At 59.2% G+C, this 21,483-nt stretch carries 15 protein-coding genes and 1 tRNA gene; 4 read left to right on the top strand and 12 right to left on the bottom strand.

Annotated elements, in window-relative coordinates; genetic code table 11:
- Window positions 1-96 precede the first annotated feature (96 nt).
- Both WNY37_RS13820 and rhaI read left to right on the top strand, forming a co-directional pair.
- Complete coding sequence (locus tag WNY37_RS13820; protein ID WP_342973974.1) at window positions 97-2,202, top strand: bifunctional rhamnulose-1-phosphate aldolase/short-chain dehydrogenase; 2,106 nt, start codon at window positions 97-99, stop codon at window positions 2,200-2,202.
- A gap of 91 nt (window positions 2,203-2,293) precedes the next feature.
- A complete protein-coding gene (rhaI, locus tag WNY37_RS13815; RefSeq protein ID WP_342973973.1) occupies window positions 2,294-3,589 on the top strand; it encodes an L-rhamnose catabolism isomerase in 1,296 nt (431 codons plus the stop codon).
- A 58-nt stretch (window positions 3,590-3,647) separates the two neighbouring features.
- Here the strand turns inward: rhaI and WNY37_RS13810 are convergent, their stop codons facing one another.
- The 3 genes from WNY37_RS13810 to WNY37_RS13800 form a co-directional block, all read right to left on the bottom strand.
- Window positions 3,648-4,553 carry a hypothetical protein gene (locus WNY37_RS13810; RefSeq protein ID WP_342973972.1) on the bottom strand — a complete coding sequence of 302 codons (906 nt, stop codon included), beginning with the start codon at window positions 4,551-4,553 and terminating at the stop codon, window positions 3,648-3,650.
- 9 nt (window positions 4,554-4,562) lie between these two features.
- Entirely contained in the window at window positions 4,563-7,154 is a 2,592-nt protein-coding gene (locus WNY37_RS13805) for a TonB-dependent receptor (RefSeq protein WP_342973971.1), read from the bottom strand.
- 333 nt (window positions 7,155-7,487) lie between these two features.
- Entirely contained in the window at window positions 7,488-8,324 is an 837-nt protein-coding gene (locus WNY37_RS13800; RefSeq protein ID WP_342973970.1) for a DUF4437 domain-containing protein, read from the bottom strand.
- Window positions 8,325-8,713: 389 nt separating this feature from the next.
- On the opposite strand from WNY37_RS13800, the gene WNY37_RS13795 reads away from it, so the two are divergent.
- Complete coding sequence (locus WNY37_RS13795; RefSeq protein ID WP_342973969.1) at window positions 8,714-8,932, top strand: LysR substrate-binding domain-containing protein; 219 nt, start codon at window positions 8,714-8,716, stop codon at window positions 8,930-8,932.
- 24 nt (window positions 8,933-8,956) lie between these two features.
- Here the strand turns inward: WNY37_RS13795 and WNY37_RS13790 are convergent, their stop codons facing one another.
- The gene (locus WNY37_RS13790; RefSeq protein WP_342973968.1) at window positions 8,957-9,703 is read right to left on the bottom strand and encodes an SDR family NAD(P)-dependent oxidoreductase; all 747 of its coding nucleotides are present in this window, start codon (window positions 9,701-9,703) and stop codon (window positions 8,957-8,959) included.
- A 127-nt stretch (window positions 9,704-9,830) separates the two neighbouring features.
- On the opposite strand from WNY37_RS13790, the gene WNY37_RS13785 reads away from it, so the two are divergent.
- A complete protein-coding gene (locus WNY37_RS13785) occupies window positions 9,831-10,424 on the top strand; it encodes a TetR/AcrR family transcriptional regulator (protein ID WP_342973967.1) in 594 nt (197 codons plus the stop codon).
- A 325-nt stretch (window positions 10,425-10,749) separates the two neighbouring features.
- Here WNY37_RS13785 and WNY37_RS13780 read toward each other — a convergent pair.
- The 8 genes from WNY37_RS13780 to WNY37_RS13745 form a co-directional block, all read right to left on the bottom strand.
- A tRNA-Ser gene (locus WNY37_RS13780) sits at window positions 10,750-10,839 on the bottom strand.
- A gap of 71 nt (window positions 10,840-10,910) precedes the next feature.
- On the bottom strand, window positions 10,911-12,917 hold the full coding sequence (locus WNY37_RS13775; protein WP_342973966.1) for an alkyl sulfatase dimerization domain-containing protein: 2,007 nt from the start codon (window positions 12,915-12,917) through the stop codon (window positions 10,911-10,913).
- A gap of 82 nt (window positions 12,918-12,999) precedes the next feature.
- The gene (locus tag WNY37_RS13770) at window positions 13,000-14,463 is read right to left on the bottom strand and encodes a hypothetical protein (RefSeq protein ID WP_342973965.1); all 1,464 of its coding nucleotides are present in this window, start codon (window positions 14,461-14,463) and stop codon (window positions 13,000-13,002) included.
- An 82-nt stretch (window positions 14,464-14,545) separates the two neighbouring features.
- A complete protein-coding gene (locus tag WNY37_RS13765; RefSeq protein WP_342973964.1) occupies window positions 14,546-14,884 on the bottom strand; it encodes a TfoX/Sxy family protein in 339 nt (112 codons plus the stop codon).
- A 9-nt stretch (window positions 14,885-14,893) separates the two neighbouring features.
- Window positions 14,894-15,688: a crotonase/enoyl-CoA hydratase family protein gene (locus WNY37_RS13760; RefSeq protein WP_342973963.1), complete on the bottom strand. Its 795-nt coding sequence runs from the start codon at window positions 15,686-15,688 to the stop codon at window positions 14,894-14,896.
- A gap of 91 nt (window positions 15,689-15,779) precedes the next feature.
- Entirely contained in the window at window positions 15,780-16,982 is a 1,203-nt protein-coding gene (locus WNY37_RS13755; RefSeq protein WP_342974904.1) for a GGDEF domain-containing protein, read from the bottom strand.
- A 189-nt stretch (window positions 16,983-17,171) separates the two neighbouring features.
- Window positions 17,172-20,273: an efflux RND transporter permease subunit gene (locus tag WNY37_RS13750; RefSeq protein ID WP_342974903.1), complete on the bottom strand. Its 3,102-nt coding sequence runs from the start codon at window positions 20,271-20,273 to the stop codon at window positions 17,172-17,174.
- The gene (locus WNY37_RS13745; RefSeq protein WP_342973962.1) at window positions 20,273-21,388 is read right to left on the bottom strand and encodes an efflux RND transporter periplasmic adaptor subunit; all 1,116 of its coding nucleotides are present in this window, start codon (window positions 21,386-21,388) and stop codon (window positions 20,273-20,275) included. The genes WNY37_RS13750 and WNY37_RS13745 overlap by 1 nt, the downstream gene beginning before the upstream one ends.
- Window positions 21,389-21,483 lie beyond the last annotated feature (95 nt).

Here is a 21,483-nt window from a genome sequence, read left to right as displayed (position 1 = left end):
ATGAGTGTTTTGATTGTTTTCTATCGTTTTTGATTGAATATGGCAATTTGAAATGCTAAATCTTGCTCGAAGCCCGACCGAGGAAGAGTTACGACCATGGAAACGATGTCTCCTTCACATTCGAAATTCGCCACAAAGTTCGCTGTCCCATCGAGCTTGTGGAATGATGAAATTGCAAGCACGCTTTCACCGGCAGAGTTGTTACTCTACCGCTCCAATCTTCTGGGCAGCGACCTCACGGTGACCAATTTCGGCGGCGGCAATACCTCGGCAAAACTCAAAGAAACCGATCCCCTGACAGGTGATGAGGTCGAGGTCCTTTGGGTAAAGGGGTCTGGCGGAGATATAGGGTCGATGAAACTTGATGGGTTTTCGACGCTTTATCAATCAAAACTGCTGGAACTCGAAAGCCATTATAATGGCCCGGAAGACGACGATAAAATGGTCGGCTATCTGCCGCATTGTACATTCAATCTGAATCCTCGTGCTGCATCCATCGATACCCCGCTCCACTCTCTTCTGCCGTTTAAACATATCGATCACGTTCACCCAGATGCGATCATTGCGCTTGCGGCGTCCTCTGGTGGGGAAGCGGCCACTCAGGAAATCTGGGGCGGCAAGATCGGCTGGCTCCCATGGAAACGACCAGGCTTCACACTCGGCGTGATGATCCGTGACTATGTGAAGCAAAACCCGGGTGTTCAGGGCGTTATGCTGGCCGGACACGGGATCATTTGCTGGGCCGATACAGCGAAAGCCTGCTATGAACAGACCATTCAGTTGATTGCTGATGCTGCCGAATATCTGAACACAAAAATGGGCGACGCCCCGGCCTTTGGTGGTGAACAGGTTGCGCCCAAGCCAGAGCGCAAAGCGATCGCGGCGAAGCTCATGCCGAAACTGCGCAGCATGATGACGGGCGAGCGTCCGAAACTCGCGCATTTCTCCGATGATGGTGAGACGCTTGAATTTGTGGGGTCAGCCGACTTCGAACGCCTGGCAGAACTCGGCACCTCGTGCCCGGACCATTTCCTGCGAACAAAGATTGCCCCGCTTACGCTCGATCCATCCCGGATCGACGATGATAGCTATCTTGAGCAAAGCCTTTCGGATTATCGCGACAGCTATGCCGCCTATTACAATCGTTGCGCAGTCGAAAGCGACCCAGCGATGCGGGACGCAAATCCGGTTGTTGTTCTCATTCCAGGCGTCGGTCGCATCACCTTTGCCGCCAATAAGGCGACAGCCCGTATTGCTGGCGAGTTCTACGGCAATGCGATCAATGTGATGCGCGGAGCGGAAGCCATTGGCGACTATATTGCGCTTGATGAGAAAGAAGCTTTTGGGATCGAATACTGGGCGCTTGAAGAAGCGAAACTCCAGCGCATGCCAAAACCCAAACCGCTCGTCGGCAAGATTGCCGTTGTGACTGGCGGTGCAGGCGGCATCGGCTCAGCGACAGCAGCGCGTCTCATGTCTGAAGGGGCGTGCGTGATGCTGATGGATCGTGATGAAAACGCTCTTGAAGCCGTAGGATCCGGTTTCGCCGAACGTTTCGGGAAGGACCATATAAGGTCCGCTGTCTGTGATGTGACGAAAGAAGACCAGGTGATCGCCGCATTTGAAAGCTGCGCATTGGAATTCGGCGGATGTGACATCTTCGTCGCGAATGCGGGTATCGCGTCCTCATCTCCGTTCGAAGACACGTCGATTGCGTTGTGGGACAAGAATTTTGATGTCCTTTCAAAAGGTTATTTCCTCACAGCGCGCTCGGCCTTCACGTTGATGAAGCTGCAGAAAGAGGGGTCCATTGTCTTCATTGGCTCCAAGAATGCGGTTGCAGCCGCAAAAGGCGCATCGGCTTATGCCGCTGCCAAAGCCGCTGCTAACCATCTGGCGAGATGTCTGGCGCTGGAAGGCGCACCTTATGGAATCCGCGTAAATGTCGTGAATCCGGACGCTGTGATCAAAGGTTCGAAAATCTGGGATGGCGACTGGCGTAAGGAACGTGCCGGTGCACACGGTATCGACACCGGCAAGGAGCTCGAAGAGCATTATCGCCTCCGGTCGATGCTACAGCGAGATGTATTGCCGGAAGACATCGCGGAAGGTGTTTATTTCTTCGCAAGCGATCTGTCCGCCAAGTCGACCGGAAACATGCTTAACGTTGATGCCGGTAACGCCCAGGCCTTCGTCCGATAACAACGCCGTGGCATGCTCCGGGCTGGATGAACCAGCCCAGACAGGCATTGACCGGCCCGACCTTTCCAGACCGAAGTAAGATTTCAAGATCATGACACACACATTGCCAATCTCTGATGAGTTGATCCACGAGCAGAACGCTAAAAATAGCGACGCGGTACTGGAAGATTATGAGGCGCTCGGACGGAAACTGAAGAGAGGTCAAATCGACATTGATGAGATCACTCGCAAAGTTGCAGATTTTACGGTCGCAATCCCCTCCTGGGGCGCCGGACGGGGGGGTACACGCTTCGCCAAATTCCCGATTCCGGGTGAGCCGACCAATATCCACGAGAAGCTGGAAGACTGCGCCGTTATCAATCAACTGTGTCAGGCGACCCCTCGTGTGAGCCCGCATTTTCCGTGGGACAAGGTGGATGATTACGATGCCCTGCGCGAGGAAGCCGCAGCCTATGGCCTCGGCTTTGATGCCGTGAACTCCAACACATTCCAGAATCAACCCGGCCAGGCCCACTCCTATGAGACCGGCTCGTTGTCATCGACAGATGCTGCGACCCGCGCGCAGGCCGTGGCGCACAACATCGAATGCATTGAGATTGGCAGGAAGCTCGGATCGACCGACCTGACGGTGTGGGTCGGTGATGGAACGAACTTTCCCGGCCAGCAGGACCTCGCCCGTTCTTTCGACCGTTATCTTGAATCAGCAGCCGAAATCTATGCGGCCCTGCCGGATGACTGGCGCATGCTGCTTGAGCACAAGATGTTCGAGCCGGCCTTTTATTCATCGGTTATTTCCGACTGGGGCTCGTCGATACTCGCGGCGCAGACGCTCGGCGACAAATGCCACTGCCTGGTCGATCTCGGTCATCATGCGCCTAACGTAAATATTGAGCAGATCGTCGCGCGGCTACATCGGTTCGGAAAGCTCGGTGGTTTTCATTTCAATGATTCCAAATATGGCGATGACGATCTGGACTCTGGATCGATCGACCCGCATCAGCTCTTTCTTGTATTCAACGAACTCGTCGAGGCCGAACTCAATCCCCGCGATGGGTTTTCTCCGGCTTATATGATCGATCAGTCGCACAATGTGACTGATCCGATTGAATCGATGATGTCATCAGCGGATGCGATCCTGACCGCCTATACAAAAGCCCTTCTCGTCGACCGGGAGGCGCTCCTTGCGGCCCAGGAGTCGAATGACGCCATGCTGGCCTTTCAGGCTCTCAGAGCAGCCTACAAAACCGATGTGTCACCCATTCTTGGAAAAGTCCGCCAGCAAAAAGGTGGAGCAATAGACATGATCTCAGCGTATCGCGTTTCGAAATTCCGCGAACACAAAAGTCGAGACCGCAGAGTTCTTGGCATGAGCGCCGGAATCGTCTGAGTCCAGACCAGCGGCTCCTCTACGCCCGGCCCATGCACGAACCGGAGCAGAGCGCCGGCTATTTCTTGAAAAGGGTGGTGTCCTCATCGGACAGGGCACTTTGCGGTATCTCTGGCAGCTCAAATTCACGGATCTCGCCATTCGGGCGGGAAATGGCAACGAGGTGGCGGGACCCGTCCGTGTCGAAGGCAAAGGCCTGGCCCTCTGCCCCAATATCGATCGTGGCGACGTGGATGAGCTTCGGTCCCATGCTGGGCTTCGCCACGACATAAATTTCCTTGCGGTCATGGCCCATGAGGTAGAGCAGGCCGTCCGGCCCGATCTCGCCGCCGGATGCGGCCTGCGGTGCCATCAGCTCTACTAGCGCATTGGGCAGCATCCATCCGCCGGTCTTCCGCCACTCGGAATCGAAGCTGTAGACCCCGGCATAGGCATTGGTCTTGTAGGGCAGGCCGGTCTCGTCATTATAGTGCGCAAAGCCGGCAATCCAGCCATCGCTCACCTGGTCGAACCAGACCAGAGAGCCTTCATCCATAAGGCCGAGGCTGTGGCTGGAGCGATGCTCGAGCGTGTGCTTGTCGAACACTTCGATCGAGCTCGCCATAGGCACTTCGGGGTGGTTGGAATTGGCGCAGACGAGATCATCGCCGTCGACGAAACAGGAATTGATATGCCGGATGAGGCCCTTTCGCGGGCCGACCCAGCGCTCCTCGAGTTCTCCGGTTTCGCGGTCATAGCGCGCTATGACATGGTTCACGATGGCGTACACGGCGTCCTCATCGGCTGCCGTGCCCTGGCGTGCTTCCGGGGCTTCCCATGTGTTCAGAAGGTCTGCCTCAAGCCGAACCGGCTCGGCTGGCTCATAGACCGGGATGTCCTCATAGCGCAGCGGCTCGGCAAAGGCCGGACCCGACAGGGCCCAGGCGATAGAGGCGAGGCTGACAAGGCGGATAGGGTTAAACATACGGGTCTCCTAGAAGTTTGCAGTGACGCCGAGCCAGAAAGTCCGGCCGAAGACGGCATCTTCCTGCAGGTAGCGCGCACCCGGCCCGGTCAGTTCGCGCCGGCCGCTATCGGTCAGGTTCTGGACCTCGCCGACAATGGTGAAATGGTCGCTCGCATTGAAGCGTGCCTGCAGGTCGACCTGCTCGCGCTGGTCCCAATATTCATCGGTGTTGTTATCGTCCGGCGTGATCGTGTCGATGAAGCTGTCGGTATAATTGTAGGAGGCCCTGATCTCGAAAGCGTCCGTCGCATAGAAGGCTGTGAGATTGTAGGTATTGTCGGGCTGCTGGAAGAAGCCGGTCTCACGCGTCGACCCGTCGCTGAGCGGGACCACGAATTCTGTATCCAGCAGGGTCGCATTGGCCGAAACACCAAGTCCGTTCCAGGGCGCCGGCAGGAAGCTGAATGTCTGCTGATACTGCATTTCGAGCCCGAGAATCTTGGCACTTTCGGCATTCTCCGGCTGGGTGACGGCATCATAGGTGACGCCGTCAACCGTGATCGCGCCGACCGTGGTCTGCGTGAAGATCTCGTCGGAGATATCCTTGTAGAAGACGCCAGCCGAAAGGATGCCGTCGCCAACATACCATTCGGCGCTGAGGTCGAAATTGTCCGACTGGCGCGGTTTCAGATCCGGATTTGACCGTGAAATCGTATTGTCGGTGGTGTTGATCGATACGCCCTGGGTCAGCAGGTTGAGGTTCGGCCGGCCGATCGTGCGGGACGCTGCTGCCCGCAGGACGACATCGTCGGTGAGATTGTAGCGGATATTGATCGACGGCAGGACATCAGAATAATCCCCCGAGACGACGTCGCCGCCGCGCGGCGCGCCTTCAAACTCGGTCTGCTCCAGGCGCAGGCCCCCGGAAACGGTCCAGGGTCCGTTCTTCCAGGTGCCCATGAGATAGCCCGCTGTCACGTCTTCCTGTGCGGACGAGCCATTCTGGACCGTGAGAGCACTGACGAGATCTCCGCTTGCGGCCGCAGCATCGGAAGCGGGGATCGAGATGCGGAAAGGGAAGCGGTAGCCGCCCTGATAGTCGACACCTGCGAGGCTGTCTTCATCGACGCGGTCCAGCGTATAGGTGACGCCATCACCGGCCACGAAACGCTCAAAGGTCAGGCCTTCGGACTTATCGCTGGTGCGGAAGAGAAGCCCGCCTGCAAAGCTCCAGTCTGGCAGGCCGGATGCGTCCCAGGTGAGGTCGGCGGTATATTCCTGAATGTCGTCCTCGGCAAAACGGTCCAGCGTGCCCCGGTTCTGGAAGATGTAGTTTGAAGGATCGTAGAAGGCGTCCGGATCCAGCGGCTGCGTGACCGGGAAGATGGTGGAGATGTCGTAGCGGGCGCCGAGGCTGGTATCGGTCTGGAAAGAGTCGGTGACTTCCGGATTGTCGAGTTCGGCTGTCGTATAGACGCCCTGGAGTTTCAGATTCCAGTCAGGGGCAAAATCCCAGTCGACCTTGGCCCGGCTGTTGAAGATCTGGCGGTCCAGGGTGAACCGGCCAATGCCGATGATGTTGAACCCATTGTCGAAAACGCCCGTCGTGTCTGTCTGCTCTCGGATGACGGCCGGCTGATTTGAGCCTGACCCTGTGCCGAACTCGAAGCGCTGCTCGTCGCGGCGCTCATCGTCATTATACTCATTATAGGCGACGGCGACTTCGGTTCTCAGCGTATCGCTCGGACGCCATTCCAGCTTGCCGACGACACCAATCCGTTCACGGACGTTATTGTAGAAGAACTGGCGGTGATTGGTTGGCACGACGACGCCATTGCCATTACCAAGACCGACATTCACCCCATCGGCGTCGAATTCGGTGTAGTCTGCGTCGTCGACTTCGATCTGCGGGATGTTGAAGTTCCGGATCGAGTAGTCGACCCCGAGAACAGCGCCGAACTGGTCGGCCGGTCCAAATTGGGTGCCGGTCGCGAAATTGGCGCGCCAGGTGGTCTTCTTGTCCGAGCCGTCGAGCGTGGTGCCTTCGCCCGACTGTTCATAATCGCCGATATAGGCGCCGCCAACAAAGAAGGGCTCGCTCTGGTCGAAGGCGCTCCGGGTGACCAGATTGATCGTGCCGCCAATCGCATTGTGGTCGAGATCCGGCGTGATCGACTTGCGGACCTCGACGCGCGAGACGAGAGAAGAGGGAATGAGGTCGAGGGGAACGGCGCGGCCAAGCGAGCCACGCTCCGGCGAGGCGACGATGCCGCCGTCAATCGTGGTGCGGTTATAGGTGGCGTTGAGGCCCCGGATGATCGGGAAGCGGGCCTCGCCCTGGTCGTTCTGGACCGCCGCGCCCGGGATACGGACGACGGCCTGGGCAATGTTGAGATCGGGCAGCCGGCCGACATCGTCCTGCGACACCGAGTCGACAATGATATCGGCGTTGCGCTTCGCCTCGACCGAGCGGGCCTGGGAGAGGGCCTGTCCATAGACGACGACCGTGTCCTGGCGCTGTTCGGCTTCGCTGGCGTCCTGCGCATTCGCCAGAAGCGCCATCGCCGATACCATGCTTGCCCCACAGCCAAGAAGAAGGGCTCTTTGGTTCCGTTTCATGTCTGATCTCCAGCTTTCTCATCAGTGACTGGAGCCGGGGCAGACCATGTCCATATGACGTGCCTGCGACGGATTCTTGATTGTTTTGTTTCAGCGGAAAGCGCCTGGAAATTCAGTTCGCAACTGTCTTAAAACAGAGCGTGATTATCCGAACCTCATGTTGCGGTTTGGGTGCTGTTAGTCCAATCGCAGCCTTGAACTGGCGTCCACATCAATGGTCCAGTCCTTCGAACACGCTTGCGCGCCATTGGCGGAAGCCTGCCCGGGTCTCACGGCCTATGGCGTTTCGGTTTCGGTAAAGAAGGCGCGCTTAGGGGCCGTACCCAGCCGCCTCTAATACCTCGGGGGCGGAGTCCATGGCGCATAGGCGAAAGACTGAAACTCCGGCGGAAGAATTGGGTCGTAAGGTGCACTGAATGAGAAGGGGGCATTGCCCTTGCTCCAGACGTTCACATGTTTGCCGCCGACGAACCGGATCAGGCTGACACAGCCCCAACGTGTCCCGAATGGTCCATGAGGGATGCCTGGCGGGCGCCAGAAATAGGAACCGGGCGCCATTGTTCCCTGCGGTCCGGTGAGCGACCCGGAAATCATATAGGCTTCTTCCACGACCGGGTGGGATTCCTGCGGTCCCTCAAGGCCTGGGGGTTCGGAATGAGGCAGGATCATCGAGAGAAAGGTGCGCTCACCGGTCTCGGGATCTTTTCGCAAGTCTTTCCTTGAGATGCCGAGATGGGCCAGTTTCGGATCGTTGAGGGTCATGTCCCACGGCATATGGAGGGCATCGATCCGGATATGGGACTTTGCTGGCGCTTCATCACCGGAATAGATCTCCGGCTCCTTGTCGAAGAAGGTCAGCACGACCGCGCCCTGTGGGGCAGACATGGCACCATAGGCGTGCCTGGCCGGAAAGTACCCATACGTGTCGTGGGTGTAGTGCTCGTCATCGACGATCAGCTCGCCTTCCAGCACGTAGAACTCCTCGTCTGCGACAATCCGGTTGTCGCCTTCGCGCCGCCAGCCTGGCGGATAGCGCAGGATCGCGCTGCAGGCTCCGGTTTCCGGGTCCCGGCTGAGGAATTTGTATTCTACGTCCGGGCGGGCGGCGCCCTCTCGGATACGGCGCCAGGGCAGGAGCTGGGCCTGAATGAATTCGATGTGCGGCCGCATAGGGTACCTCGCTGTTAGAGGAAGGCGCCGTTCAACGCTCGTCTAGAGAACCGACGGCAGAGATTTGTAATAAAGATATACCATTAAAAGGGGGCAGCAATGGACTGTACGGTCGCACCTCCGGGCGAGGCATGCCGAGCAGAGTAGGGCGCTCTGATGTCGGCTCTAGAGCGTGGTGATTCTCACAATGTCATGCCAAATGCGTAAGTCGCATTCGGCCATGGTTTTCGTGATGAACGGGTGCTGTCAGTCTAACGCGAACCAGTCTTTATCATCGCTAGCGCTCCTGACCCTATCCAGCCAGTAGCTACCGCCATTCAAGAAGAGCGGCATTACGCTGGCATTTGAAAGTCTGGCGGCGGTTGATGTGGCTCGATCTTGGACGGCACATGGATTTCCTACTCGCGGGCTTTGGATGGTGTCGGATGCCCGAGCATCTCGTGAAGGAGCATCTGGATGCAGGAAGGTTGGTCAGGCTCACGCTTGATGACGATACCAGAGGGAATGCAGATCCGTTGGCGATTTACGCGGCCCATCTTGCCGATCGCGTGCCTGGCCCGGCGGGCCGCTGGCTTTTGAGCGACCTGCAGGCGCGATTGGCTGACTGAGCCGCGCCCTTCAGGTCCGCGCGTTTACCAGGCCACCGGACCGTCTTCGTCCGAGAAGGTTCCGGTCGGTCCGTCGTCACCGATCAGGGCAAGCCGGACCGGTTCGCGTGCGCCTTCTTCGACGCTACGCGTGCCGTTGAAGTTGTTGAGCGCGGTCGAGGTAAAGCCGGGGCAGGCGGCGTTGACCTTGATATTGGTGCCTTCGAGCGCCAGCGCGAAGGCAAGCATCACGGCGTGCGCTGCTGCCTTTGAAACCGAATAATTGCCGAACATCCGCCGATGATCATTGGCGGGGTCGGAGTTGAGCGTCAGCGATGCGCCAGAACTCCCGATGATGACGATGCGGCCTGCAGGCGACTCGCGCAGAAGCGGAAGCATGGCTTGCGTCACGGCAATGACGCCGAACACATTGGTCTCGAACACCGTCCGGACGTCGGCAAGCGGCGCGTCCGTGAGCAGGTTTGTCCTGACGGCCTCCGCAAAGTCCTGGTTCGGCTTTGCCCGTGAGATCCCGGCATTGTTCATCAGGATATCGAGGCGGCCAAACCGGGTGCGAATGAGGTCGGCCGCCCGGGTGATCGATGCTTCATCCGTGACGTCGAGCTGGATGGCGTGGGCTTGCCCGCCAATTTCCTGCGCCGCCTTCTTGCCCTTTTCAAGGTCGCGCGCACCGACGATCACCGTCAGTCCTTTTGCAACGAGATCCTTCGCTATTTGGAGGCCAATGCCTTGAGTGGCTCCGGTTACGAGAGCGATGCGTTCGTCCGACATGATGAAGTTTCCTTGTTTCCTGGCTGGCTTTTTGAAGCCTGACGGCGTATTAAACGGAACAGTCTTCCGCCTATATACGGAACGTTGTTCCGTTTAACAAGCGTTGATTGATGAAATGGGAGATTCCATGTCTGGAAAATCGTCGGAACGGGCCGTGCGCGCCGATGCGCAGCGCAACATCGAAAAACTGGTGCGCACCGCTCGGGACGTGTTCGCCACATCCGGTGTCGAGGCGCCGATGCGCGAAATCGCCGAAAAGGCAGGGGTTGGCGTCGGGACCATCTACCGCAACTTTCCCCAGCGCTCCGATCTGATTGCAGCGGTGTTTCGCAGTGAGGTTGACGCGTGCGCGGACGCCGCAGCCAGTCTTGCAAAAGCGTTTCCTCCCGGGGAAGCGCTCGACCGCTGGATGCAACGCTATGTCGACTTCATCGTTGCCAAGCGTGGACTGGCTGCGGCCCTGTATTCGGGCGACCCCGCATTCGAGGCCTTGCCAGCCTATTTCGACAGCCGGTTCGAGCCCGCGCTGCAAAGATTGCTCGATGCCGCCGTCACCGCCGGAGACATACGGCCGGATGCAAATCCCTATGATCTTCTGCGCGCCGTCGCGAGCTTGTGCATGCCGTCAAGCGATGGCAATCCATCAGCCGCTCGCCGACTGGTCGCACTGCTGGTTGACGGGCTGCGTTACCGTGCGAACGGTCCGCAGAGGCACTGCTGATCTTGCACCGCCGGGCGTGCTCTAGGTGCCGCTCTGCATGAGCAAACTCACGGCGCCGCTCTCGCGGGTCTCGGCCTATTCGAATTTCTGGCGCGACGCGCCAGCGCAGGCATCTTCCGCTCAGCCATCGCCGAAGCGGTGCTGGCGCTGGCTTTCATCTGGGTGTGGTGGGCCGGTTGAAGGGGGGTGTCAGACGAATACGAACCAGTCTCAGCTTGCCGGGAGCAACCAAGATTCATCGCCTTGCGCGTAAAGGCCCGCAAGTCCCGAATTTGTCGGGACTAATTCGAGACGTCTCGAATTTGCTGATTTTGGGGAGACTGGCTGGCGGAGAGGAAGGGATTCGAACCCTCGATACGCGTAAACGTATACGCCCTTAGCAGGGGCGCGCCTTCAGCCACTCGGCCACCTCTCCGCAACAGCCTGCCTGACTAGCCGCATGCTCGCCCGGCTGCAAGAGGGCATACGGTCAGAAACTGACATCGCTCAGGGCGTCACGACAGGGAACCAGAAATCGGGCGTATCCAGCGCCGCTAAAAACGCGCCTGCTGCGCTGCCATCGCCACTGATCGACAGTCGGCCGTCCGATATCAGCGCCGGCACAGTGGCTGCCCCCAGGATGAGCTGGTTGAAGTCTGCCCGGCTGAGCGTCAGCCTGGCAGTGGAGCCGGTATCGTCGGACAAGCGGGGAACGATGACATCGCTGCCAACCTCAACCGTGATGGTTTCGTCTGTGTCGGTAAATTCAAACCCGACGGAAAACGGATCGCGCGTGAGTTTCTCAGGATTGTAGCGGCTGGCCAGCGCGTCGAACAAGTCGAGCGTCGGGACGGCTTTGAGGAAGTCAGCATTCCCAAGGTTCGGCGCGCCAGCATCAGGCAGGCCGTTTCTGAGCTCGCTTGCTGCGGCGAGATAGTAACTGCGCCATGCCCCACTCTCAGCCTGGAAACCGAGCTGCTCATAGCTGGCGGCGAGCCAGTTCTTCGCGGTCTGATCGTCCGGGGCGGCGAACACAGCCTGATTGAACAGCTCTGCGGACCAGCGATAGTCACCGGCCTTGAAGGCGTCGATGGCGCGGGCGAGGACAGCATCGATCCCGCCCATTGCCTCGACATAGCGCGCTGCCGTGTCTTCGCGGGGGAGCGCATGGTAGTCGGCCGGGACGCCGCTCCACCAGCCATAATAATACTGGTAGACGGCCTTGGAGTTGTGATTCAGCGTTCCGTAATAATCGCGCGTGGCGAAGTCTTTCTGGCTGAAGCCTGGTTCCGGAATGGATTCTGCGGCCTCCGTCATGGTTGCCCCGGCATTGGCACGGCGCAGCGTCTGGTCGTGGACGTAGCGGTATATGTCGCGCTGGCCCTTGAGGAAGGTCTCGACATTGGCGGTGCCCCAGGTCGGCCAATGATGGGAGGCGAAGACAAGGTCCGCCCGGTCGCCATAGTCTGCCAAGGCGCGGTCAATGACGCGGCTCCATTTGAGGGCATCGCGCACTTTCGCGCCGCGCGGGGTGAGCACATTGTGGAAGGTTGCGGTGGCGACTTCAGCGGTGCAGAGGGCGCGTTTTTCAGGCAGGTAGAACATGAATTCGGCCGGCGCTTCGGTCCCGGCAGCGTCCATGAATTCGAAGGTCACCCCGTCAATCTCACGCACTGTGCCCCAGCCGCCGATCTCCTCGGTCGGCAGGACGAGCCCGGTCGTGCCCTGCGCCAGGCCAGGCCCCAGGCCAGTTCCAACAACGGCTTCAGCCGAGCGCGGGATCGTGTTGCCGAACATGAGTGTCGCGCGACGCTGCATCAGATTGCCAGCAATGAGGTTCTCGGCCACCGCACTCTCGGTAAAGCCTGCAGGGGCCAGCACCGGAACGCCGCGCTCCTCAATGTCCTCCTCGCTGATGACGCCCCGGGCGCCGCCGAAATGGTCGGCATGCGAGTGGGTGTAGATGACGCCGGTCACGGGCCGCTCGCCGAGTGTGTCGTTCACCAGCTTCAGGCCGGCGGCCGCGGTCTCCTTGACCAGGAGCGGATCGACGATGATCCAGCCGGTGTCCCCTTCAATGATGCTCATGACGGAGAGATCATAGCCGCGTACCTGCCAGATGCCGTCGGCGACTTCGAACAGGCCGTGCTGGGCAGCGAGGCCGGACTGGCGCCAGAGTGAAGGATTAACGGTCGCTGGCGCTTCGCCCGAGATGAAATCGAATTGCGGAATCGACCAGACGACGTTGCCCTCATCATCGGTGATCGCGTCGCCCTCGATCTGTGCGATGAGGCCGCGCGAGGCATCGTCGAAATCGCTCTGGTCATCGAGCGGCAGGCGTTCGGCGACGGCGCTGTTGGCCGCCACGGTGGCTGGCGTTGCAGTTCCGGCCGTGGGCGGCGCAGGTCGTTCCGACTCTGGAGGTTGCTGGGCGTTATCAGGAACCTGGCCTTCGGCCACGCCGCCACTCATCAAAAGCGCCAGGCTAACGCCAATCATCCGCTTATGGCTCATCTATCTATCCTCCCGTCGTTTTTCCCGAGAGTATCCGAAGACAAATTCAGAGCAATGATTTCCGTTAGGATAATGCCGGCCGCTAGTTCATGGATTGGCGGGCCTGCTCATATTGGTCACAGGCAAAGGGCTGCTTGAGTTCGCAGGCGCGCTGATACATCAGCGTGGCTTCGGCGACGTCCTTTTCCATGCCGTGAAGGGCGTATTCATAGAGCGATCCGCGATCGACGCAGGCTGGGCCGTAGCCGTTCTCGCAACCGATCATGAAGAGGAGGGCGGCCTGCTCGACATCCTGCTGTCTTCCTTTCTCCCCGAGTGCATAGTCCCAGCCGGCGCGGCGGCAGGCTTCACCGTCGCCGAGGCGGCAGGCCCGGTCATCGATATCCTGGCGTTTGTCGTCCTCGGAGGGCTGGTATGTGCGCGAAGCAATTTCGATTTCCGCCACCTTCTCGCATGTCCCGCGGCGGCCCATCTTGCACAGCTGGCGCAGGTCGGCGAGAAGTTGCTTTCTGAGGTCATCCCGGCCTGCGAGGCGGTGATCGTATGCGTTGATGACCCAGTCGCACATCATGACTTCGCCAAAGGCGCATGCCGATGTGCTGTACCGCAAGAAAAGTTCAGGTTCGTGTAAAAGGTAATCGGTATAGGCACTGTAATAGTCGGCGACTTGTGCGCAGGCGCTTGCCCATCGATCTTCTTCACAGCCGCGTGCGATCACTTTGACCGCGCTTTCTACGTCCTGCGGCTCGGCGATACCCTGATTGTGGTACCAAACGACCTGGTTGCATGCGCCGGGAAAGCCTTTGCCACAGGCGGCCTCGAAACGTTGCAGCGTTCGCTCCTTCGTTTCAGTGCCGTAGATCTGGTCCTGATACCCGTCAGCAAGATTGTAGCAGGCGCGCTGGACGTCTGCTTCGCATGACGCTTCCAGATAGGCGCGGGACTGGTCGAGGTCGAAGTCCACAATCTGCTTGGCCGCGTAGGGGCAGGAGAGTTCGCTCGGGTCGGCGCAGGAGGCTGCGGCATATTTGAGGGCATTCGACGGGTTCTTGGGAAGGAATTTGCCGGTCGAATATTGCCAGGTCAGCATATAGCAACCGGTCATCGTGCCTTCGGCGCAGATGCGCTCCAGCAGTCCCAGGCCATAGTCGGCGGCGCTGCCTTCACTCATGATGAAGTACTCGGCGGTGTAGGCGCAAGCGCGGTTCTGGCCGGCATTGCAGGCCTGTCCGAGCAGGCCGAGCGCTTTTTCCCAGTTCTGATCCACACCCCAGGCAAAGCGGTAAGCCAGACCAACCAGCGTCATCTCGCCGGGTGAGAGGTCAGCGAAATCGCCCTGGAGCGCGGTCTGGAATTTCTTGTGGCTTGCGGCTTTCTGGATGAGGTCTTTCACCTCGCCGCTCGACCATTCCTTCTCGGTTATCCCGGCCGAAAAATCATCGCTCAGAATCTGTCCGCAGCCGGAGACGGCAAGGCTCAATGCTAGCGCGGCGCCAGCCGCAAGCTGACGAAGGCGGGCAGAAACGCAGGCGAATTGGAGGGGCATGGGCGCGCTCCGTAAGCAGTCGTGAGATTGCGGAGCGTAAGGGGGGACCACTCAATGCCAGCTTAATCTGAAAGCATCAAATTTAACCTTTGGTCGATTTTTTCTTCTTCGGTTTTGGAGCGGGCAGGGCAGACCAGGTTATGCGGATCAACTCGTGCAGGCGCGGTGTGGCTTCGAGCAGGTCTGCGTCGATAACGAGGTGCGGTTTGGCCCCGGGATAGGGAGATCCTTCGTCGAGGTCCGGGGCAGAGGCGCGGCCGGGTTCGGTCAGTTTCAGGTAGAGGGTATTGTCGCATATGGCGCCGACGAATTTGGCATCGCAATAGACACCAAATTCGCCGAACATCTTCCTGATGGAGACCGCTCCTGCGCCTTCGATCTGGCCGAGGATATAATCAGCGGTTTCCTGATTGGAGGCCATCGTGGAGGGCTATTTGCCTTTCCAGACGGGGGCCCGTTTTTCGAGGAAGGCACGGGGGCCTTCCCTGGCATCCTCGCTGGAGAAAACGATAGCCGCTGCTTCGCCGGAGGCTTTCCAGAGGTCGTCTTCGGTGCCGTCATAGGCCTGGCGCGCGACTTCGAGACTTTTGCGGACAGCGAGAGGTGCGTTTACGCCAATCTGTGCGGCCAGCGCATGGGCTTCTCCAAGCACCTGGCCGGACGGAACCATGCGGTTGATGAGGCCCAGCTGATACAGGCGCTCTGCAGACAGCGGGTCACCGGTTGCGACGATTTCAAGCGCGATATTGCGGGGCAGGGCACGTGGCAGGCGGAAGACGCCGCCGGCGCCAGCGAAGATGCCGCGTTTCACTTCGGGCAGGCCAAAGCGCGAATTGTCCGCTGCCACGATCATGTCGCATGAGAGCGGTAGTTCGCACCCACCCGCGAGGGCATTACCGCGCACAGCCGCGATCCAGGGTTTGCTGCGTGGGAAACGGACGAAGCCAGCAAATCCGCCCTCTTTGGTCGAAAGGGAGCGGGCATTGCCTTTGGAGATTTCCGACAGGTCAGCGCCAGCGCAGAAGGTTGATTCAAGCGACGAGGCGAGAATGCAGACGCGGACGTCGTCATCGCGTTCTGTCTCTTCGCAAATCCATCCAAGTGCGGATGCGACGGCGCCATTCACGGCATTGCGTTTGTCCGGGCGGTTCAGCGTAATGAGAGCGACGTGGTCCTTGACCTCGTAGAGGACTTCATTGCCAACGCTTTCTGGTTTTTCTGACATCGGGTTCTCCTGTTCGTTCGTCCCTCATGAACATCACTGACGCGCGGCAAACAAGTGTCACCTAGGGTCAGAGCGATCGTATGAAGGCGGATCAGGCTGTGCGAGCAGGCGATGGAACGATCAGTGATTCACGCCTGATAGGAGTGCCGGCATCGATGGGCCGCTCGGCACAAACGATGCGGTCGCGTCCTCGCTGCTTGGCAAAGTAAAGCATGGCATCGGCTTCAGCGTAAATTTCGTGAAATGCGCTGGATTGTCCGAATTCAGCAATCCCGAAACTCACGGTGACGCGTTGGTCCGTCCCGATTTCGGGGAAAGCGAGGTCTCGCATATGACTCTTCAGTCGTGCGGCCAGGCGCTTGGCACCGCTAACGTCCGTACCCGGCAACAGGAGGCAGAATTCTTCGCCGCCGACCCGGCCAGCAATGTCCGAGCGGCGGACTTGGCCACCAATGAGCCTGCCAATTGCCGAGATGACGGCGTCACCGCTTGCATGCCCAAACGTGTCGTTGATGGATTTGAAGTGATCGATATCGATCAGAATGAGGCTGGCTGCTGATCGCCCGGACCGTCTTGAGCTGTAAAATTGCGCAGCCCGCTCAAAAGCGCCGCGCGTTTGCAGGCCTGTCAGGAAATCCTGGTTGGCATCGTCATGTATACGCTGAAGGTTGTGGCTGACGCACACCGAAATCAGCGCACCCGCCACCGAGATAATGGACAGGATCGTGACGACATTCATGGAAAGCCAGTAGGCCGACGCAAAAAAGCTATCGCCGGTGATTTCTGGCCCGAACGTGGTCAGCGGGGAGATCATCATGAAGTTCAATGTGCTCAGCGTGATGGCGATAACGACTGCGCTGCCTGTCCAGTGTTCTCTCCAGATGGAGCGTAGGTGAAACAGACCGTAAGCATGCATCAGGCCGAGCGTGATGTTGGTGACCAGAATGCGGTAATTGAGGCCGATGCCGGTCGCCTGGATCGCCACTGCGGCGACAACGGTGGCGAGGGCCAGCGCCGACAGGACGCCCCAGGGTGTGCGTCGGTTGAAGGCCTGGCAGATACCATGGAACAGTACAATGTTACCCACACCGTAGATCGCATTGTTCAGGATGGCATTCGCCATCGTGTCCTTGCCGAGGAGAAAATTGCTGAAGCAGAAGCCAATGGCGCTCAATGCAAAGGCAAGCGCGATCCAGATCGGTGCGCGGAATTCGCGATTATAGTACCAGAAGCCGACGAAAATTGCCGTCAGGCAACCGGCCAGTCCAGGTACAGCCAATCCGATGAGTGCCATCTGGCTCAAATTGCGACTCCTCCAGTACTTGCAGCAGATTGAGGCATACCGGCATCAAACAACCAAACGCTTAACGCGCTTTCTTGAATCGGCGAGGTATCAGGCGTTCGATGAGAGTTTTGACTGGTCGAGTTCTGTAATGGACATTGATGAAAAGGCGTGATCTGGCGGCGCTGAGATGCGCAGCGCTTATTTTGCCTGGCCTTTGGCCGCCGCGTCTTCGAGTTCCTTCATAAGCGCGTCTTCATCCTCAGAGCGTGCACTGCTGAAGCGGGCAATGCCGAGATAGATAACGGGTGTCAGAAACAGGGTAAACAAAGCCGCGAGGCCAAGTCCGCCAAACACGATCCAGCCAATGGCGTTGCGTGCTTCGGCGCCGGCCCCGCTGGAAAGGATGAGGGGAAGGGCGCCCAGCACGGTTGAGATGACGGTCATCGCAATCGGGCGAACGCGGATCGTGGCCGCTTCGAGGACAGCATCGCGGACATTGCGGCCCTGGCTGCGAAGTTGCTCGGCGAACTCGACGAGCAGAATGCCGTTCTTCGCCATCAACCCGATCAGCATGACGAGACCGATCTGCGAGTAAATGTTGAGGGAACCACCAGTGAAGAGCAGGGCATAAACCGCTGCGGCCAGCGCAAACGGCACGCTAAGGACGATGACCAGCGGACTGGTAATGCTCTCAAACTGGGCGACCAGGACAAGCAGGACAATCACAAAGGCAAAACCGTAGGTCAGCATCAGGTCGCGATTACTTTCCTGCAGCGTCTCTGCGTCGCCGCGCAGAAGCAGATTGACGTTCGAGGGCAGTGTCTCGGCGGCAATGGAGCGTAATTCGTCGATCGCGTCAGCAAGCGGCACGGCTGATGAGACATCGATGTCGACCTGAATGGCGCGGCGCTGTTCGGTTCGGTCGAGTTGAGCAGCGACGCCCTCCTCGCGGATGGTTGTCAGCGTCGAAATCGGCACAAGGTCGCCATTGGTGGAGCGGACGTAGAGGTTCTGGAGGTCGCCGGGGTTTCGGATGGCATTGGTCTCGGACTCAAGGATGATCGGAATGGCCTGGTCTTCGACATTGAGGTCGATGAGGTCTTCACCATCGACCATCGCGCGTAGCGTCACGGATATCTCGCTCAGCGGGACATTGAGGTCAGCCGCGCGGCGGCGATCGACCTGGACCGACAGTTGCGGCTGGGTCGGCTGGTAGGAAATCTCGACGTTTGAGAGCACATCCGATTGGGTTTCGATGATGCGGGCCATTTCCCGAGCCGCGACGTAGATTTCATCATAATCATTGCCTGTCAGCGCGACACGCAGGCCGCCACCACGGCCGCCGCGACCCCCACTCAGGCTGGAGCGGCCAAACACCGACACGCGCGACCCGGGAATTTGAGACATCGGCCCTTGCAGCTGGCGGATCAGGTCTTGTTGGGACAGGTCGCGATCTCCCCAGTCCGCCAGGCGAACAGTCACGCCAACGCGGTTCGGGTCATATCGGCCGACAACGGTAAAGATGGACTCGATGGTTCCGTCTTCGAAGTAGGGCTGGAGGATATCTTCGATCTGGTCCGCCTGGCGTTCCATATAGGACAGACCGACACCATCGGGCCCTTGGGCGAATACTTCGACGACGCCGCGGTCTTCGTCCGGCACAAGCTGTTGCGGCAGGCCGGTGTAGAAAAAGCCAGCGCCCGCAGCGATGAGAATGCTGACGAGTGCAACAACCCAGGGATGGTTGAGGCAGGTGGTGAGGGCGGCTTCGTAACCGCTCACCAGTTTGCGACCGAAGGCTTCAAGGCGCGTGTCCTTGGCATCAAGCGCCCTGAACCGAAATTTCGATGAAATCGCTGGTGCCAGTGACAGCGCAACGAAGGATGAGATGATAACCGAGACCGACAGGACGAAGCCGAACTCCCGGAAGAGGCGTCCTGTTGTTGAGGGCAGGAAAGAGATCGGCACGAACACCGCGACGAGGACGGCGGTGGTGGCGATCACGGCAAAGAAAACCTGCTGGGCACCGATCATGGCAGCCGCGCGGCGGCGAATGCCCTGAGACTGCTTTCGCTGGATATTTTCGAGGACGACGATCGCGTCATCGACGATGAGACCGGTCGCGAGAACCAGCGCGAGAAGGGTGAGCAGGTTGATGGAAAAGCCCATCAGCCAGATACCGGCGACCGTCCCGATCAGGGAGACCGGGATCGCAACGGTTGGCACCAGCGTGGCCTTTAGCGAACCAAGGAAAAGCCAGATTGTCGCGACAACGATGAGGACCGTGATGGCGAGGCTGGTCAGAACTTCCTTCACGGAGGCTTCGATGAAGACAGCATCATCTGACTGAACCAGGAGCTCAATGTCGTCAAAACGTTGGTTCAGCGCTTCGATCTTCTGCTTGGCGGCGTTTGAGATCTGGATGGTGTTGGATTGGGCCTGGCGAATGATACCGAGGCCAATGACCGGTTCACCATTGAGGCGCAGGAAGTTTTCCGCATCGGCCGGGCCGAGTGTGACGTCGGCGACATCGCCGATGCGCGTATTGTCACGAATGATGATGTCCTTGATGAGGTCGGGCGTTGCCGCGGTGGCTTCGGCGCGAACGATAAGTTCCTGATCGACCGAGCGGAAGCTGCCAACCGGCACGTCGAACGGCGCCTGCCGCAGGGCGGTCGCGACATCGTTTACTGTGAGGCCGAAGCGGCTGAGGCGCAGCGGATCCATGACCACGCGCATCTGACGTAAACGCGTGCCGAACTCATTGACCGTCGCCACGCCATCAATGGCGAGGAATTCGGGGATGATGTCATTGTCGATGATCCGCGTGAGTTCTTCTTCGCTATACCTGTCGCCGACGACGGCGATTGTCAGGACGGGCTGGCCGTCACTGTCTGCCTTTGTGACGAAGAGGTTTTCGACGCGCTCCGGAAGCTGCCGGTTGACGCGGCTAACCGCTTCGCGGACGTCAGAAGCGGCAGTGTCGAGATCAACGCCCGGATTAAACTCAATCCGCATGCGGGCATTGTTTTCCTCGCTTGATGAAGCGATTTCGCGCACGCCCGATACGCGCGATACGGCGCCCTCGATAATGCTTGTGACTTCTGCGTCGATGGTTTCTGGGGCCGCCCCGGGAAGAGTTGCCTGGACGGAGACGATGGGCCGGTCGACATCCGGTAGTTCGCGGATTTCAACGCCGAGAATGGCCGCGAGACCTGCAATGACGATCAGAAGGTTGAGGACGGCCGCCAGGAGCGGACGTTGGACCGAAATTCCCGGCAGGTCAGACCCGGGCGGCATCACGGGCGTGCGCCTCCGATGGCGCGGTCTGCCTGGTCGGCGGAGCGAGCAACGTTCTGCGTCTGGTCAGGCATTTGTACGGGCGCCCCCTGACGAACCTTGTGGACGCCTTCTTCAACAATCCAGTCGCCTTCCTTTATGTCGGACCTGACCAGCACCTTGCCCTCAGTTCGCGAAACGATCGTAACCGGAACACGTTCAACCCGACCATCCTCAACCGCCCAGAGATAGGCACCGTCGCCGCCCCAGACGATGGACGCTTCTGGCACGGAGGGCAGGCTTTCGCCGGGAATTTCAAAGCTGATGCGGAAGCTCATGCCGGGGCGTAGCAAGTCGTCGGAATTGTCGATGGTGGCGCGCACTGTGAAGGCGCGCGTGGTTGTATCGATGGCGCTGTCCGTCGTGAGAATTTCCGCCTCGTAGGACGCTTCCGGGTTCGAGAAAGGCTGAACGGTGATTGTGTCGCCCGCCTTGATCTGGCTGAACGTCGCTTCGGGCGCCGGGAAATCCACGTAGAGAACCTCCCGGTCATCAATGCGTGTAATTGTGGTCGCGGTCGTGACACGGGCGCCGGGGTCGATATCGGTCAGACCGACATAGCCGGAGAATGGCGCGCGGATCGTGCGGTCAGCGAGGGCGTCCCGGGCGACGTCGAGCTCAATTGCTGCGGCCTTGTAGGCGACATCAGCGCGATCCAGCTCGTTTTGTGCGATCGCGCCGGGCGAACTGAGGCCGCTATAACGGGCCTGAAGACGCTTGGCATCGGCGAGATCGACTTCGGCCTGGCTGACGGCCAGTCGCTCCTGCCGGGATTCCAGACGCAGAAGGACCTGGCCTTTCTCGACGCGGTCACCGGCTTCAAAATTGACTTCGATCACTTCGCCTGCGGTTTCGGGATAGATCGTGGCCGATGAGCGCGCACGGGCTGTGCCGACGGCTTCGACACGCGTGACCTGCGTTTCAAAGGTAACCTTATAGGGCACAATCTGAACAGCCCGGTCACCGCGCGGTCGCTGTTGGGCGCCCGCGTCACCGCTGGCGCTATTGTCACCGCATGCAGACAGGCTGGCCAGTAGTACCCCTGCGAACAGGATCGTTGAAAAGGATTTTCTCACTGGTCTGATCTCTACGTCTCGTTCCATAATCGCGGCGGGGCCCGGCCAATCCGTTCCGAAGGCATGATGGTGCTGAACGTACAACGATTTCAGAA

It is taken from the genome of Henriciella sp. AS95 (assembly GCF_038900055.1).
Classification (GTDB): Bacteria; Pseudomonadota; Alphaproteobacteria; order Caulobacterales; family Hyphomonadaceae; genus Henriciella.
The sequence above is the reverse complement of the archived record's forward strand: the minus strand, read 5'-3'. Positions and strand labels throughout refer to the sequence as shown.